General features: G+C 68.9%; 16 protein-coding genes. 4 read left to right on the forward strand and 12 right to left on the reverse strand.

The genetic code is table 11. The features are described from left to right. Positions 1 to 16 precede the first annotated feature (16 nt). On the forward strand, positions 17 to 448 hold the full coding sequence (locus K3U96_RS01385; protein ID WP_069403497.1) for a hypothetical protein: 432 nt from the start codon (positions 17 to 19) through the stop codon (positions 446 to 448). Here K3U96_RS01385 and dinB read toward each other — a convergent pair. Both dinB and K3U96_RS01395 read right to left on the reverse strand, forming a co-directional pair. Continuing rightward, positions 445 to 1,659: a DNA polymerase IV gene (gene dinB / locus K3U96_RS01390; RefSeq protein WP_069403498.1), complete on the reverse strand. Its 1,215-nt coding sequence runs from the start codon at positions 1,657 to 1,659 to the stop codon at positions 445 to 447. The genes K3U96_RS01385 and dinB overlap by 4 nt on opposite strands. 30 nt (positions 1,660 to 1,689) lie before the next feature. Next, positions 1,690 to 2,337 (reverse strand): TetR/AcrR family transcriptional regulator, encoded by a 648-nt coding sequence (locus K3U96_RS01395; protein ID WP_220691829.1) that lies wholly within the window; start codon positions 2,335 to 2,337, stop codon positions 1,690 to 1,692. A 76-nt stretch (positions 2,338 to 2,413) separates the two neighbouring features. Between K3U96_RS01395 and K3U96_RS01400 the strand changes: the two genes are divergently transcribed. Continuing rightward, the gene (locus K3U96_RS01400) at positions 2,414 to 3,883 is read left to right on the forward strand and encodes a flavin-containing monooxygenase (protein ID WP_220691830.1); all 1,470 of its coding nucleotides are present in this window, start codon (positions 2,414 to 2,416) and stop codon (positions 3,881 to 3,883) included. A gap of 23 nt (positions 3,884 to 3,906) precedes the next feature. On the opposite strand, the gene rraA is transcribed toward K3U96_RS01400, so the two are convergent. The 7 genes from rraA to K3U96_RS01435 form a co-directional block, all read right to left on the reverse strand. Continuing rightward, positions 3,907 to 4,386, reverse strand: coding sequence for a ribonuclease E activity regulator RraA (rraA, locus tag K3U96_RS01405; protein ID WP_220691831.1), 480 nt, complete (start codon positions 4,384 to 4,386; stop codon positions 3,907 to 3,909). Beyond that, positions 4,383 to 4,877, reverse strand: a complete 495-nt coding sequence (locus K3U96_RS27020; RefSeq protein ID WP_220691832.1) for a hypothetical protein — start codon at positions 4,875 to 4,877, stop codon at positions 4,383 to 4,385. Before K3U96_RS27020 ends, rraA begins: the two co-directional genes overlap by 4 nt. Before the next feature lie 90 nt (positions 4,878 to 4,967). Further along, positions 4,968 to 5,912 (reverse strand): CopD family protein, encoded by a 945-nt coding sequence (locus K3U96_RS01415; RefSeq protein ID WP_069403503.1) that lies wholly within the window; start codon positions 5,910 to 5,912, stop codon positions 4,968 to 4,970. Then, on the reverse strand, positions 5,888 to 6,397 hold the full coding sequence (locus tag K3U96_RS01420) for a copper resistance CopC family protein (protein ID WP_220691833.1): 510 nt from the start codon (positions 6,395 to 6,397) through the stop codon (positions 5,888 to 5,890). The genes K3U96_RS01415 and K3U96_RS01420 overlap by 25 nt, the downstream gene beginning before the upstream one ends. Further along, a complete protein-coding gene (locus K3U96_RS01425; RefSeq protein ID WP_220691834.1) occupies positions 6,394 to 7,023 on the reverse strand; it encodes a YcnI family copper-binding membrane protein in 630 nt (209 codons plus the stop codon). Before K3U96_RS01425 ends, K3U96_RS01420 begins: the two co-directional genes overlap by 4 nt. 39 nt (positions 7,024 to 7,062) lie before the next feature. Beyond that, a complete protein-coding gene (locus K3U96_RS01430) occupies positions 7,063 to 7,605 on the reverse strand; it encodes a hypothetical protein (RefSeq protein WP_308206804.1) in 543 nt (180 codons plus the stop codon). Between the two features lies 1 nt (position 7,606). Next, positions 7,607 to 8,263 carry a DUF6474 family protein gene (locus K3U96_RS01435; RefSeq protein ID WP_220691835.1) on the reverse strand — a complete coding sequence of 219 codons (657 nt, stop codon included), beginning with the start codon at positions 8,261 to 8,263 and terminating at the stop codon, positions 7,607 to 7,609. 209 nt (positions 8,264 to 8,472) lie between these two features. Here K3U96_RS01435 and K3U96_RS01440 point away from each other — a divergent pair, with 209 nt between their 5' ends. Further along, positions 8,473 to 8,964 carry an ImmA/IrrE family metallo-endopeptidase gene (locus K3U96_RS01440; RefSeq protein ID WP_069403507.1) on the forward strand — a complete coding sequence of 164 codons (492 nt, stop codon included), beginning with the start codon at positions 8,473 to 8,475 and terminating at the stop codon, positions 8,962 to 8,964. Continuing rightward, on the forward strand, positions 8,961 to 10,154 hold the full coding sequence (locus K3U96_RS01445; RefSeq protein WP_220691836.1) for a hypothetical protein: 1,194 nt from the start codon (positions 8,961 to 8,963) through the stop codon (positions 10,152 to 10,154). Before K3U96_RS01440 ends, K3U96_RS01445 begins: the two co-directional genes overlap by 4 nt. A gap of 46 nt (positions 10,155 to 10,200) precedes the next feature. On the opposite strand, the gene K3U96_RS01450 is transcribed toward K3U96_RS01445, so the two are convergent. The 3 genes from K3U96_RS01450 to K3U96_RS01460 form a co-directional block, all read right to left on the reverse strand. Continuing rightward, positions 10,201 to 10,599 carry a helix-turn-helix domain-containing protein gene (locus K3U96_RS01450; protein ID WP_069403535.1) on the reverse strand — a complete coding sequence of 133 codons (399 nt, stop codon included), beginning with the start codon at positions 10,597 to 10,599 and terminating at the stop codon, positions 10,201 to 10,203. Between the two features lie 335 nt (positions 10,600 to 10,934). After that, a complete protein-coding gene (locus tag K3U96_RS01455; protein ID WP_220691837.1) occupies positions 10,935 to 11,630 on the reverse strand; it encodes a TMEM165/GDT1 family protein in 696 nt (231 codons plus the stop codon). A gap of 266 nt (positions 11,631 to 11,896) precedes the next feature. Further along, positions 11,897 to 12,430: a peptidase gene (locus K3U96_RS01460; protein ID WP_069403510.1), complete on the reverse strand. Its 534-nt coding sequence runs from the start codon at positions 12,428 to 12,430 to the stop codon at positions 11,897 to 11,899. Positions 12,431 to 12,464: the final 34 nt, after the last annotated feature.

The following is a 12,464-nucleotide window of genomic DNA, read 5'->3' on the forward strand; positions in this document are numbered from 1 at the left end:
GGCTTAGACTCCGCGCATGCGCGCTGATCTCGGTATCGATACGACCATCACCCTGCTGGCCGCGGGACTGATCTTCCTGCTCGCCCTGGTGCTGGGGGTATGGAAGTACCGGCAGATGGCGACTGCGGAGAACCACCTGGCGCACCCCTACGTCGACATCGCGCACCGCGCGGCCTTGCTTTACTCGTTCGCCACCCTGCTTCTGGCCGTGTTCGTCGAGTTGAGCCGATGGCCCACCTGGGTGAACCTGACCGCGGCCATGGTGGTGGTGTTCTTCTTCGTCATTGCGATCGCGAGCTACATCAACCACGGCGCCCGCCGCGACACCACCAACCAGTTCGAGCACCCGACCTCGGCGTTGCACGCCGGAATGGTGGCGCTCATCGTCGGTGAGATCGGCGGATTCGCGGTGCTTCTCGCGGGATTCGTTGCCGCGCAGTTCTTCTAGTCCGGTAGCAGCGGCATCTCCAAACCCGGATCGCGCCCCAGCAGGACCCCGCGGGTGACCGCGGCGTTGCCGTAGCGTGACCGCACCCGGTCGACGGCGGCGTCGATCGCGAGCGGGTCGGCGGGTGGGCCGACGGTGAACGGCAACTCCAGCTGGTGGGCACCGTCGCGGTCGATGCCCGACACCGCGAACCCGACCAGCGTTAGGCCCCGGTCGGCGATCAGCGGTGCGGCGGCGGCCACCAGCGAGCGCGCGGTGGCCAGGATGACCTCCGTTGACGCGGTGGCCCGCGGCATCGTGTGCGAACGGGTGGCCCTGCTGAAATCGTCGAACCGCAGCCGTAGCACCACTGTTCGGCCGGTACGGCCGGCCTTGCGCATCCGGCGCGTGATCCGGTCGACGAGGTTGACCACGACGGCGTCGAGCTCGGCGGCCGACATCGTGTTGCCCGACCGGCCCAGCGCGCGTTGGGCACCCACCGACCGACGGCGCACACCGGTCACCACCCGGCGCCGATCGATGTTGCGGGACAACGCGAAAAGCTGGCGGCCCATGGCGCCCCCGACCAGCGAAGCCAGCGTCGACTCGTTGAGTTCGGCGACGTCGGCCACCGTCTCGATGCCGTAGGTGTGCAGCTTTTCGGCCGTCTTCGCACCGACACCCCACAGCCTGCGCACCGGCAGCGGATGAAGGAACGCGAGTTCACGATCGGGCGGGACGAGCAGCAACCCGTCGGGTTTGGCTTCCTGGCTGGCCACCTTCGCCAGGAACTTGGTGCGCGCGATGCCGACCGTGATGGGCAGGCCGACCCGCTCGCGGACCTGCGCGCGCAACCGCGCGGCGATCTCGACGGGGGTGCCCGAAACCCGGGCCAGCCCTGAGACGTCGAGGAAGGCTTCGTCCACGCTGACCGGTTCGACGAGCGGCGAGGTGTCGTCGAACACCTCGAAGACCGCGCGGCTGGCCTCGGTGTATGCCGACATGCGCGGCGGCACGACGATGGCGTGGGGGCACAGCTGCCGTGCCTGACGTCCGCCCATCGCGGTGCGCACCCCGTAGGCCTTGGCCTCATAGCTTGCCGCCAGCACGACACCGCCGCCCACGATCACCGGACGGTCGCGCAGCGCCGGGTCGTCACGCTGCTCGACGGAGGCGTAGAACGAATCGAGGTCAGCGTGCAGGATGGCCGCGCCCGACGGTGACACGAACATATGTTCGCATCACGGGCCGACAGGATGGGATCAGTGCGCGGTATTGCCGTAGATGCTGGTGACCCAGACGTGGGCGAGCGTGTCGACGAGTTGTCCGGGCGCGACGGCCGGTTGCTCGTCGGCGAACGCCGCCAGCATCGTCCGCTCGTTCATCAGGTTGAGCGCGGTGGCCAGGTCGGCCGAGGAGATGGTCTGCGGGGCCGCGCCGCGGGCGCGTTCCGCGTCGATCGACGCGGTGGTGTGGTCGATCCATTTCTGCATGAACCGCGACCACAATGCCCCGATCTCGGGGTTCGCCGGGCGCGCCGCCGCGCCGGCGAGCGTCACCGCCCGATGTGCACCGAAGGTCTCGAACAACGCGTTGATCGCCTTCCACACGCCGGCGGGGTCGACGGACGCGTCCATACCGCCCATGGCTTGGTCGGCGTTGCGGTCCGCCTCGTCGATCACCTGCCGGACGAGCGCGGACAGGACCGCGTCCTTGGACGGGAAGTAGAAGTAGAACGTCGGACGGGAGATGCCCGCACCCTTCGCGAGGTCGTCGACCGAGATGTCCGCCAGCCGATGCTGCTCGAGGAGCCGCTCGGCAGTGTCCAGAATCGCCTGCTCACGTTCGTCGCCGGAGGGCCGGGTGCTGCGGCGGGCTCGACCGGCGCGGGGCTGGCTGGTAGTGGTCACCTGGGGAACTTTACACGATGTCGAGTTTTTCGACGAACCGTTGACTAACTCGACACCATGTTGATAGCTTTACAGCATGACTGAATTTGTCGATGTCGTAATCGTCGGTGCCGGCATCTCCGGCATCAGTGCCGCGTGGCACCTGCAGGACCGCTGCCCCGACAAGAGTTATCTGGTGCTCGAGCGCCGGGAGAACCTGGGCGGCACCTGGGATCTGTTCAAGTATCCCGGCATCCGCTCGGACTCCGACATGTTCACCCTCGGCTTCCGGTTCAAGCCGTGGACATCGGAGAAGGCCATCGCCGACGGCCCGTCGATCATGTCCTACCTGAAGGAAACCGTGGCCGAGTACGGCATCGACAAGCACATCCGCTACGGCCACAAGATGCTGTCCGCCGACTGGTCCGACGAGGACAACAACTGGACCCTTCGCATCGAACGGGACGGGCAAGACGTCGAGATCAAGTGCTCCTTCCTGTTCGCCTGCAGCGGGTACTACAACTACGACGAGGGCTACCTGCCCGACTTCCCCGGCTATGACGACTTCGAAGGCACGCTGATCCATCCGCAGCACTGGCCCGAGGACCTCGATTACCAGGGCAAGAAGTTCATCATCATCGGTAGCGGTGCGACAGCCGTGACTCTCGTTCCCGCCCTGGCTAATTCGGGTGCCGGACATGTCACGATGCTGCAGCGTTCGCCCACGTACATCGGTTCACTGCCCGACGTCGACCAGTTCACCGTCCGGACCAACAAGACGCTTCCCGAGAAGCCGGCCTACGTGCTGAACCGCTGGAAAAGCATTCTGGTGCAGTCCTTCCGGTACCAGTTCGCCAGGCGCTTCCCGAACGCCATGCGCAAGCTGCTGATGACGATGGCGCAGCGCCGCCTGCCCGAGGGTTACGACGTCGGCAAGCACTTCGGCCCGAAGTACAACCCGTGGGATGAGCGGTTGTGCCTGGCACCCAACGGCGATCTGTTCAAGGCGATTCGGCGCGGCAAGGCCGACGTGGTCACCGACACCATCGAGCGGTTCACCAAGACCGGTATCCGGTTGGCCTCCGGTGAGGCGCTGGACGCCGACATCATCGTCACCGCAACCGGTTTGAAACTGCAGCTCTTCGGTGGGGCGTCGATCTCCCGCAACGGTGAACCGGTCGAACTCAACAGCACCATGGCCTACAAGGGCATGATGCTGACGCACATGCCGAACCTGGCGTTCACCATCGGCTACACCAACGCCTCGTGGACCCTGAAGGCCGATCTGGTGTCGGAGTTCGTCTGCCGCGTCCTCAACCACATGGCTGCCAAGGGTTACGACACCGTCGAACCGCAGCACCCCGGCAACAGCGTCGACGAACGCCCGCTGATGGACTTCACCCCCGGCTACGTGCTGCGCGCGCTGGACTACCTGCCCAAGGCCGGTCACGTCGCCCCGTGGCGGCTCAAGCAGAACTACCTGCTCGACCTGCGCTTGATCCGCCACGGCAAGGTCGACGACGCGGCGCTGAAGTTCACCAAACAGCGGGCGCCGGTGACGGTCTAGTTCGCGCTTGGGGAGAGCGCGCGCTAAGGGGTGACCACGACGATGCCGTCGTCGTCGCTGTAGGCGACGTCGCCGGGGGTGAACACCACACCCCCGAAGCCGACTGGGATATCGCGCTGCCCCGCACCGGTTTTGGTGCTCTTGCGCGGATTGGTCCCCAACGCCTTGACGCCGATCTCGAGCGTGCCCAGCGTCGCGGCGTCGCGCACGGCGCCGTTGATGATCAGCCCGGCCCAGCCGTTCTGGACACCGAGGCCGGCGATGACGTCGCCGACCAGCGCCGCATGAAGTGAGCCGTCACCGTCGATCACTAGCACCCCGCCGCGTCCGGGTTCGGACAGCACCGACTTCAGCAGCGCGTTGTCCTGGAAGCACTTGACGGTGGAGACCGGCCCGGCGAACTGGGCGCGTCCGCCGTACTGGCGCAGCTGCAGATCGCAGCTGCGGACGTCGGGGCCGATCTCGTCGACCAGGTCTGCGGTTGGGCGGGGCTCGATGCTCACCGCTTGATGCTGTCCTTAGCGCTGCCGCGGCGCACCAGCAACACCACCAGGATGGCCAGCACGCCGGCGGCGATGGCGGCCGCGACAGGCAGCCTCGACGACTCCGGGCCGGGCGGTGGCACCGGTTCTGGCCCCGAAACCGGGTTGCTCGCGGTCGCCACGGTCGCCTTCGCCTGTGCCGCAGTGACTTTCGCGGCTGACGTCAGGCTGTCGTCGGGGCTGGGCGGCTTCGGCGCCGCGGGTGCCACCGGCGCGTCTGGTGCCTTCTTGGCGGGGGTTTTCTTGGCAGGTGCCTTCTTGGCGGCGGCGCCTTTTGCCGGGGCCGCCTTCTTGGCCGCCTTCTTGGCGGGGGTCTTCTTGGCCGCTTTTTTGGCAGGGGCTTTCTTGGCCGGAGGCTGGGGGGACTGCGCGTCCGGCACCGGCGGTCCCGACTCGGCGGCCGGTGACGCGGCGTCCGGCTTCTCGTCGGGTCGGTCCTGCTGGTCTGCCATCGGGCTGCTCCTTTGCAGTTTCTATGTCTGGGCCTGTGGGCATGGGCGCGGGACCCGGCAACGGTCCCATCATGCCAGGTCGGCCATGCGCTAACCGGTGACGGCCAGTCCGGCGGCCAGCGCCAGCGCGACGGCCATCATCGCCAATTCGACCATCGACCGTGCCCGCGACACCACAGCGGTGGCCCGGTGCGAACGCGCGGCCGGTAGCCACATCGTCCTGTTGCGCCAGGCCAGCGCCACCAACGCGGCCGTCACCGCGATTTTCGCCGACAGCACCCGGCCGTATCCGGTGGCGTACAGATCTGCCGCCGACTCCAGCCTGAGCGCCGCCGCGAGCACCCCGGCGGCCACCAGCGCCAGCACACAGCCCAGCGCCAGCGCCGAGAACCGCGGCAACATCCGGGCCCACTGGCCGCGATGCTGCACGGTCAGCACCAGCGCGGCCAGCGCGCCGCACCACAGCGCCGCCGCCAGCATGTGCACCGCCACCGCCAGCCCGCCCAGCGCGCTCTCGGAGAAATGGCCGGTCAGCGGCCGCGCCACCACGCCGATGGCGGCGACCCCGGTCAGCACCGCGACGGTCGACGCCGTCCGCGGCGCAGCGAGCGCCCCCGTGCAGACCACCGCCGCCGCGGCCAGCGCCACCAACCCGGATCGCCCCGGCGTCGTCGCGATCGCGAAATCGGTCACCGTGCCGACGTCGAGCCGCAACACCCCGACACCGGCGGTCTGCGCTGCGGCCACCACCAACCGGGTCAGCTCGGACAGCAGCCAGACCGCGGCGGCGGCGGCCAGCGGCGTGGCGGCCCGGTCCATCAGCTCGTCGCGGTGCCGCTCCCCGTCGAGCATCGGCACGGCCGCCAAACCGAGCGTGACGACCGCCGCGCACACCGAGACCGCGCGCACCAGCGTCACGGTCAGCGACGCGTGCGGGTACGCCAAGGCCCACGCCAGCACCGACGCGGCCGCCACGACCAGCGTCGCGCCGGCCGCCGTTCTGGCACGCGTCACGTGCGGCGCCGCACCGCCCACACGACGCCCGCGCCGACGATGACGATCGCGCCGACGTAGAACGGCCACAGCGGGACCGCGTCGTCGGCCGGTTCGTCCGCGGTGGTCGCCGACGGCCCCGGCGTTCCGGTGCCGGCCACCGTCAGCTCGAAGGTCCACGACCCCGAGACGACGTGCCCGTCGGCCGAGGTGGCCCGGTAGTTCACGGTGTAGGTGCCGGTCGGGCCGAGCGGGCGCACGCCGACGCTGACGATCGCACCTTCGACCTTCGGTTCTCCGGTCGACCACAGGTTGCCGTCGGGTCCCACCACCGTCATGGCCGCGAACTGCGGCTGCATCGCCTCGTTGAACGTCGCGCTGACGGTGGTCGGCGCCTGGGTCAGTTCGGCGGTGTCGGCCGGGTCGGTGGCGATGCGGGTGGCATGCGCGGACGCACCCGCGGCGCCGGCCAGCGAGCCGGCCACCAGCCCGACCGTCAGCAGCGCCGTCGCGACGACCCGTTTCATGACCGCCGCCTGGTCAGCACCGTCGCTGCCACCGCGGCCGCGGCCAGCGCCAGCGCCCCGCCGGCCAGCCAGCGCGCCGTGACGTCGGCCGTGGCCGGCTGCGCGGCATCGGGCTCGGTCAACTCCAGCACGGGCACAGGGTATTCGGGCTCCCCACCGTCGGCCAGCGGCGGCTGATCCCAGCGCACCACCGTGCCGTCCGAGTAGGTCTGGGTGGCCGGGAAGCTCACCGATTCGCCTTCGGGCAGCTTCACCGATATCTGGAACAGGGCGAACTGGTCAGAGGAAATACCGGTGCCGGGCGCCGCGGTCCAGGTGACCGATTGGACGGTGCCCGCGGCGACATCGCGGTCGAGCCGCGCCGACCAACCCGGCATCACCTCGGTTCGCGCCGACGTGACATCGGGCAGCTTGACGCTCAACTCTGTTGTCAGCGCGCCGGTTTCGGACTCGCCGGGCACACGGAACGTGACGATCGCGGTGCTGCCCGGCGCGGCGTGCTCGGCATCGGCATGCACGTGCGCCGACGCCGTCGCAGCGGTCGCCAACCCGCCGACCAGCACGGTCGAGGCAGCGGCGGCGACGGTGATGAGGGCGCGCGAGGACGCCTTGGCAAAGGAACTCATGTGTTTGGTGCTTTCTGGGTGTCGGTTTCGGGGGTTCGGTCAGTAGTTGAGGCGGACCGGTGGGCCCCGATGTGACACCGAAGCGGCAAGCAACAGTGCAGAACGTAGCGGCTGCTCGGCACGGCGAACCGCGGCCACCGTCGTCGCGGCCACCGGCGGGTGCGCGGCACGCACGACCGCCCGCACCACCCGCGAGGCGGCGCGACACAACCGCTCGCCCGTCGCGATCAGCACGGCGCCGACGCCGACGGCCGTCACATGGGCGGCCAGCATGACCCAGGCCGGTTGGGCGGCGCCGTGGGCGTGGTCGTGACCGGCGGCGAACATCAGGTGCCCGAGAAGTTGTCCGACGGCCAGCAGCCCGATCAGGACCCGGATCTCGCCGGCGCGCGGCAGCACTGCGGCCACCGCGCCGACGGTCGCGGCGAGCACGGCCAGCTGGGCCGCCGATGCTCCGGTCGGTGGCGTGCCGCTGCCTGCCCCGTGCGCGGCGACCGCAAGCGTCCCGGTCAGCAGACCGCAGGACAGCCCGCGGATGCGGGCCGCGACGCGTGCCTGCGACATCGGCACCTCTGCTGCCACCTCAGCTCACGCCAAGCCGTGCCATCAGATCGGCGTCGATGCCATCGAGCTGGCGGGCGATCGCGGCGTGGGAGGAGCGCCGCCGGGGCGTCGGCATGTGCTCGGCGGCGGTGACCGCGGCCGACAGGTCGCTGAGCCGCTCGGTCATGGCCGCCACGAACTGCTTGGTCTCGGCGTCCTTCGGCTTCTTCTGGGCAACCAGCCGCAGCGAGTTCTCCGCGCCCGCGATGCGCGCCGAGAGCTCGGCGCCGTGGCCGGAGAACTGGCCGAGCTGGGTGAGCGGGACACCGAGCCGCTCGGCGCGACGTTCGTCGAGCACGCCGCGCACCGAGGTCGCGGCGCGGTAGGCGAGCGGCACCACGACCGGGGCGAGCAGCCGGGTCACCGTCAGCAGGCGGCGAATCCGGCCGGGGGCGAAGACCTTACCTTCGCGTGCGGCCTTCAGCTGGGTCTCGGCAACCTTGAGCGCGGCCCTGTCGCTGTCGCGCTGCGCCTTCAACTGCGCCTTGAGCGCGTTGGCCTCCGCCTTGCGCTCGGCCTTGTAGCGACGCGCGTCGTTCTTGGCGGCCAGCCTGGCCTCCAGCTTGGCCTTGGCCTTGATGGCGCGCGCCTCGGCGCGGCGGGTGGCGCGAGTTTTGCGTCGCTTGAACGGGCTCATCCCGACGGCCTCCCGGCTCTCAGTTCTGGTTGCGGTGCAGCCCAACACTATCGTCCGGCGCGTTCCGGTCGAAGGTGGTGGCCTTGGCAGTACCACGCGTTGCGGGCATGCTGGACCCACTGGGGGAACCGCAAGGTTGATCAACTGAGGAAAACCGCCCGCCCGGACGGGGCGGAGCGCGCATAGTGGACTCGTTGAAGGGGGTTTGTATGCCTGCCAGCCGTCGTGTCACCCGCGCCGTCGCTGCGGTCCTGGACCTGGCCCCACGACACGGAGAGGTGTCGCTGACCCGGCTCGTGGACGCGGTCAGCGAGGACCGCGGCCGTCCGATCGAGCTGAAGATGGCCGATCTGCCGCCCGGCGTGTGCGGGCAGTGGCGGCAGTACGCCGACCGCGACGAGTTCCTGATCCAGAAGGGTCTGCCCGCCTGGGACCGGACGCTGGCCCACGAACTCGGACATCTGGTGCTGGGCCACGAAGGCATGCCGGTGGTCGAGGCGGCCCGCGAGAACGTCGAGGTGGCCAGCTTCGACCTCATCGGATACATGCTCAACCAACGGACCGGCTGCATGGGGCCGGCGGGGGAGGACGCCGAGCAGGAGGCCGAGGACTTCGCGGCCCTGCTGCTGTACCGGCTGGGCCGGCTGCCGTCCGACCGCTCCTCGATCGTCCAGGTACGGCTCGGAGAGGCATTTGGTTGATCGTCTGGGTCATCGCCGGTCTGCTCGGATTGGCCACCGGACTGCGTATCGGCTGGGCGCTGGTCAACAAGCAGTCCCTGGTGAGCACCGCGATGATCTTGGCGCTGGGCAGCCTCGGGCTGGTCGCCGCGCTGAACTGGCCGCCGTTGACCGTGCTGATCGACACGGCGCTGCACTGGCCGAACACCTCGATGGGGTTGACGCAGGTCGCGCTCATCGGCTGCGCGGCGGGCAGCTGCGTGATGATCACCACCGTCTCGTCAGGCCGTAAACCCACCACCATCCGCAAGATCGCCACGGTGCAGTACGGCGTCGCCGCGGTGATCGCCGCGGTGAGCCTGGTGGCCTTCTTCGGCGCCGGCCAGCAGCCGGAGATGGCGCCCGACGAATACCTGCGCCAGAACCTCAACTCCGGCGGCAACTCGTTGCCGTGGCTGCTGCCGCTGCTGTACGTGCTGCTGGCGCTGTCGTTGGTGTCGTGGGCGGGGATGCGCTACTCCAACCGCAGCAGGCGCGGCCGCGCGCTGTTCGTCTTCACGGTCGGCATCGTGCTGATCGTGGCCGCCTCCGGGTTCTTCTTCCTGCAGGTGGTCGGGGACAGCGGACCGGTGGGGGTGCGGACCGCCGCGACGCTGCTGGGCTGCGCCATGCTCGTCGTCGCGGCCGGATCGCTGCTGCCCAGCATCGAGGACTGGTTCGGCGCGCGCCGCGAACTGCGGGACATCCAGCCGCTGCTGTCCGAACTGGGACGCCGGCATCCCGACATCGGGATCGGCGTGCGCCCGCGCGGTCCGCTGGTGTTCCGGGTCGCCGAACGCATGTCGTTGATCTCTGACGCGCTGTTCCTGGAGGCCACCGCCGCCGACCACAAACGCAAGCTGCGCGTCGATGCCCGGGTCGATGGCACGGGGGCCGGTTCCGACGTCGACGGCGAGGAGATCGAGACGCCGGACGTGCCGCCGGGCGAACAGGCGCGAGCCATCGCGGACTGGATCTACACCGGTCGTGAGGACGCCCCGGAGATCGGGAGGTCGGCCTTCCCCGGACGGGGCTGGCTGCGCCAGCCGGAGACGTACTCAGACCGCGAATGGATCCTTGAGATCGCGCAGCAATACCGCGCGCTGACCCGCGCTGGAAACGGCTCGGACGGTCCGTCCGGGAACGCCCCGCCGCAACCGGCGCCGCTGTAGCTCAACTCCGCAATTCGCCGGGCGCTACGGCCCGGCGAGCAGCGGGCTAATCGTCCAGGTGCTCCCGGCGACGCAACTCATCCACCTTCTGCGCGATGTCCTGCTGGGCTTCGGCGGACAGGCCGACGGTGCGTGCCGCAATACGGCGGACGCCCTCGTCGCGCATGTTGGCGAGCCAGGTCAGTTCCTTGTCGAGCTTCTCGTAGTACTCGTCGTCGGTGAAGTACGCCGGCTTGATACGGAAGAAGTTGGCAAGGGCGGCCATGGTCGCTGCGGACGGGTTGGTGCGGTTGCCTGAGCGAAGCTGAGACAGGTACGGGGCTGACATGGTGACGCCCTCTGCCTTGAGCGCTGCAATCACTTCAGCCGACGTGTGCGGACCCCGGCCGGGCGGATAAACCGTGTCGAACAGGCGGTTTAGTCGGGCGGCGAACGTCGTGCTCATCGATATGACCTCCACATGGGTGACGAGCGGGTTTTTTGGCGGCGTATTTGCTGATTATCGTAGCGAGTGATGTGCTGACAACCAAGTGCAAACCGCTTAAAAGTTGACCCACCTTGTCGGTTTCGATAGCCGCCACGGGCGGTGGCGACCCTTGTAGGGTATGCCTACCAGCCGGGCCTGTGGGGCGATCTGGCAAATAATAACGCTCGCGTTGTATTTGATTTGCCAGCCCGGTCGGCACCGGCGCCTCAGTAGTGGCGCTGAAGCTCACTGGCAACGTCCATCACGCCTGGCACCGGGAGCCGCGAGGGTTTGCTGTTAGGAAGCCGGGCTTATTAAAGTTTCGCTGTCGGCGTAGACGCGTCCGGCGCCGATGCGCTGCGACGCCGGATGACGCTGATGGTCAGCGCGGCGGCGAAGATCAAGGCCACCGACGCCGTGGCGGTCACCGCCGCCCACCGCATCCCGAGCGCGGTATCGAAGAGGATCCACAATCCGAACGCCAGGAACAGCACACTCGCGAGATTGTGCAGAAAGCGCACGGGCAACCGCCGGTGCAGGTACGCGCCCGCCGCGATCGCCACCCCGTCGGCGGCCACCATGCCGATCGTCGCGCCGACCCACACGCCTGCCCAGTTGTGGTCGCTGGCCAGCGCCACCGTGGCGAGCATGGTCTTGTCACCCAGTTCGGCCAGGACGAACGACGAAACGATCGCCGGGACGACCAAGCGCGGTTCGGCGATGCGGATGTCACCGTGGTCGCCGCTGGCCCCGGAGCGCCAGGTCCACACGGCGAACAGCAGGAAGGCGACGGCCGCGGCGAACGCGATCGGCCGTTCGGGCAGCGTCAGCCCGAGGAAATGGCCGATGGCCACCGAGAGGCCGTGCACCAGCATCGCGGCGATGCCGACGCCGGTGAGCACCACCCACCACCGATGGCGCAGCGCGTAGGTCATGGTGATCAGCTGCGACTTGTCGCCCAGTTCGGCTACGAACACCACGACGAGGCTGATGACTACCGCGGTGAGCATGAGAACGACCTTTCGACGCGTCGCCCAACCGACTGCGTGCCCAGCGGTCCGTCAGGCTTCGGTCGAAGGTCTCGCCCACCGCCCTTCGTGAGGAGCGGTTCGCCGGCCGGGCTTGCGCCAGTATGTCGACCGGACGATTGGGGGCTACTCCCCTTCGCTGACTTCACCGACCATAGCGACGTCGGGGCCGGCGCGCCACCCGCCGCGGTGATTTCGGACGCCCGAAACAAGCGTTCAGGCGTCCGAATCAAATGCTTTGAAAACCCTTACGCCGCAAGCAGCATCGCCAGAATGGCGGTGTCGGGATGGCTGATCGGATCGACACCGACGCGGCTCACCATCGACGTCACGGTGCCGTCGGCTTCGGCCTCCACCCATGCGGCGCGATGCTCGAGGCCAAGGTGCGGAAGTCCGGGCAGCAGGACGCAGCCCGATGCGGCGCCCGCGCATTCCGGCAGTGACGGCATCGTTTCCGACGGCGGGTGCAGCATCAGCAGCGCCGGCGGCTGGCGCGCCGCGAAATGTCCTGGCGTAACCGCCGACTCGCCGACAACCGTGCCCTCGGCCACCACGAGGCCGACGGTGTCGGGTTCGGGTTCGTCGGGTAGCTCTTCGCGCGCCCCGAAAATCGTTGTGGTGGCCAGCAAGCCCGGCAGCGACGCGACGCGCACCGCCAGCGTCAACAGCTGGGCCCATTCTTTGGTGGAGTCCGGCCAACGACCCGAGATGACAAAGCCCTTGAGCGCACCTCGGGAATGAAAGGGGGCGATTTCGATCGCTCGCCCGGAACTTTTCTCCATCGTGCCTCCGCGCCTTTGTTATTGGCTCAGGATG

It is taken from the genome of Mycolicibacterium holsaticum DSM 44478 = JCM 12374, from assembly GCF_019645835.1.
Classification (GTDB): domain Bacteria; phylum Actinomycetota; class Actinomycetes; order Mycobacteriales; family Mycobacteriaceae; genus Mycobacterium; species Mycobacterium holsaticum.

What these genes read in the sequence shown, in the direction of transcription:
- K3U96_RS01440 (WP_069403507.1), top strand. Translation starts at nt 8,473, where the DNA reads ATGCCTGCCAGCCGTCGTGTCACCCGCGCCGTCGCTGCGGTCCTGGAC.
- K3U96_RS01385 (WP_069403497.1), top strand. Translation starts at nt 17, where the DNA reads ATGCGCGCTGATCTCGGTATCGATACGACCATCACCCTGCTGGCCGCG.
- K3U96_RS01425 (WP_220691834.1), bottom strand. Translation starts at nt 7,023, where the DNA reads ATGAGTTCCTTTGCCAAGGCGTCCTCGCGCGCCCTCATCACCGTCGCC.
- K3U96_RS01420 (WP_220691833.1), bottom strand. Translation starts at nt 6,397, where the DNA reads ATGAAACGGGTCGTCGCGACGGCGCTGCTGACGGTCGGGCTGGTGGCC.
- K3U96_RS27020 (WP_220691832.1), bottom strand. Translation starts at nt 4,877, where the DNA reads ATGGCAGACCAGCAGGACCGACCCGACGAGAAGCCGGACGCCGCGTCA.
- K3U96_RS01460 (WP_069403510.1), bottom strand. Translation starts at nt 12,430, where the DNA reads ATGGAGAAAAGTTCCGGGCGAGCGATCGAAATCGCCCCCTTTCATTCC.
- K3U96_RS01435 (WP_220691835.1), bottom strand. Translation starts at nt 8,263, where the DNA reads ATGAGCCCGTTCAAGCGACGCAAAACTCGCGCCACCCGCCGCGCCGAG.
- dinB (WP_069403498.1), bottom strand. Translation starts at nt 1,659, where the DNA reads ATGTTCGTGTCACCGTCGGGCGCGGCCATCCTGCACGCTGACCTCGAT.
- K3U96_RS01455 (WP_220691837.1), bottom strand. Translation starts at nt 11,630, where the DNA reads ATGCTCACCGCGGTAGTCATCAGCCTCGTCGTGGTGTTCGTAGCCGAA.
- K3U96_RS01400 (WP_220691830.1), top strand. Translation starts at nt 2,414, where the DNA reads ATGACTGAATTTGTCGATGTCGTAATCGTCGGTGCCGGCATCTCCGGC.
- K3U96_RS01450 (WP_069403535.1), bottom strand. Translation starts at nt 10,599, where the DNA reads ATGAGCACGACGTTCGCCGCCCGACTAAACCGCCTGTTCGACACGGTT.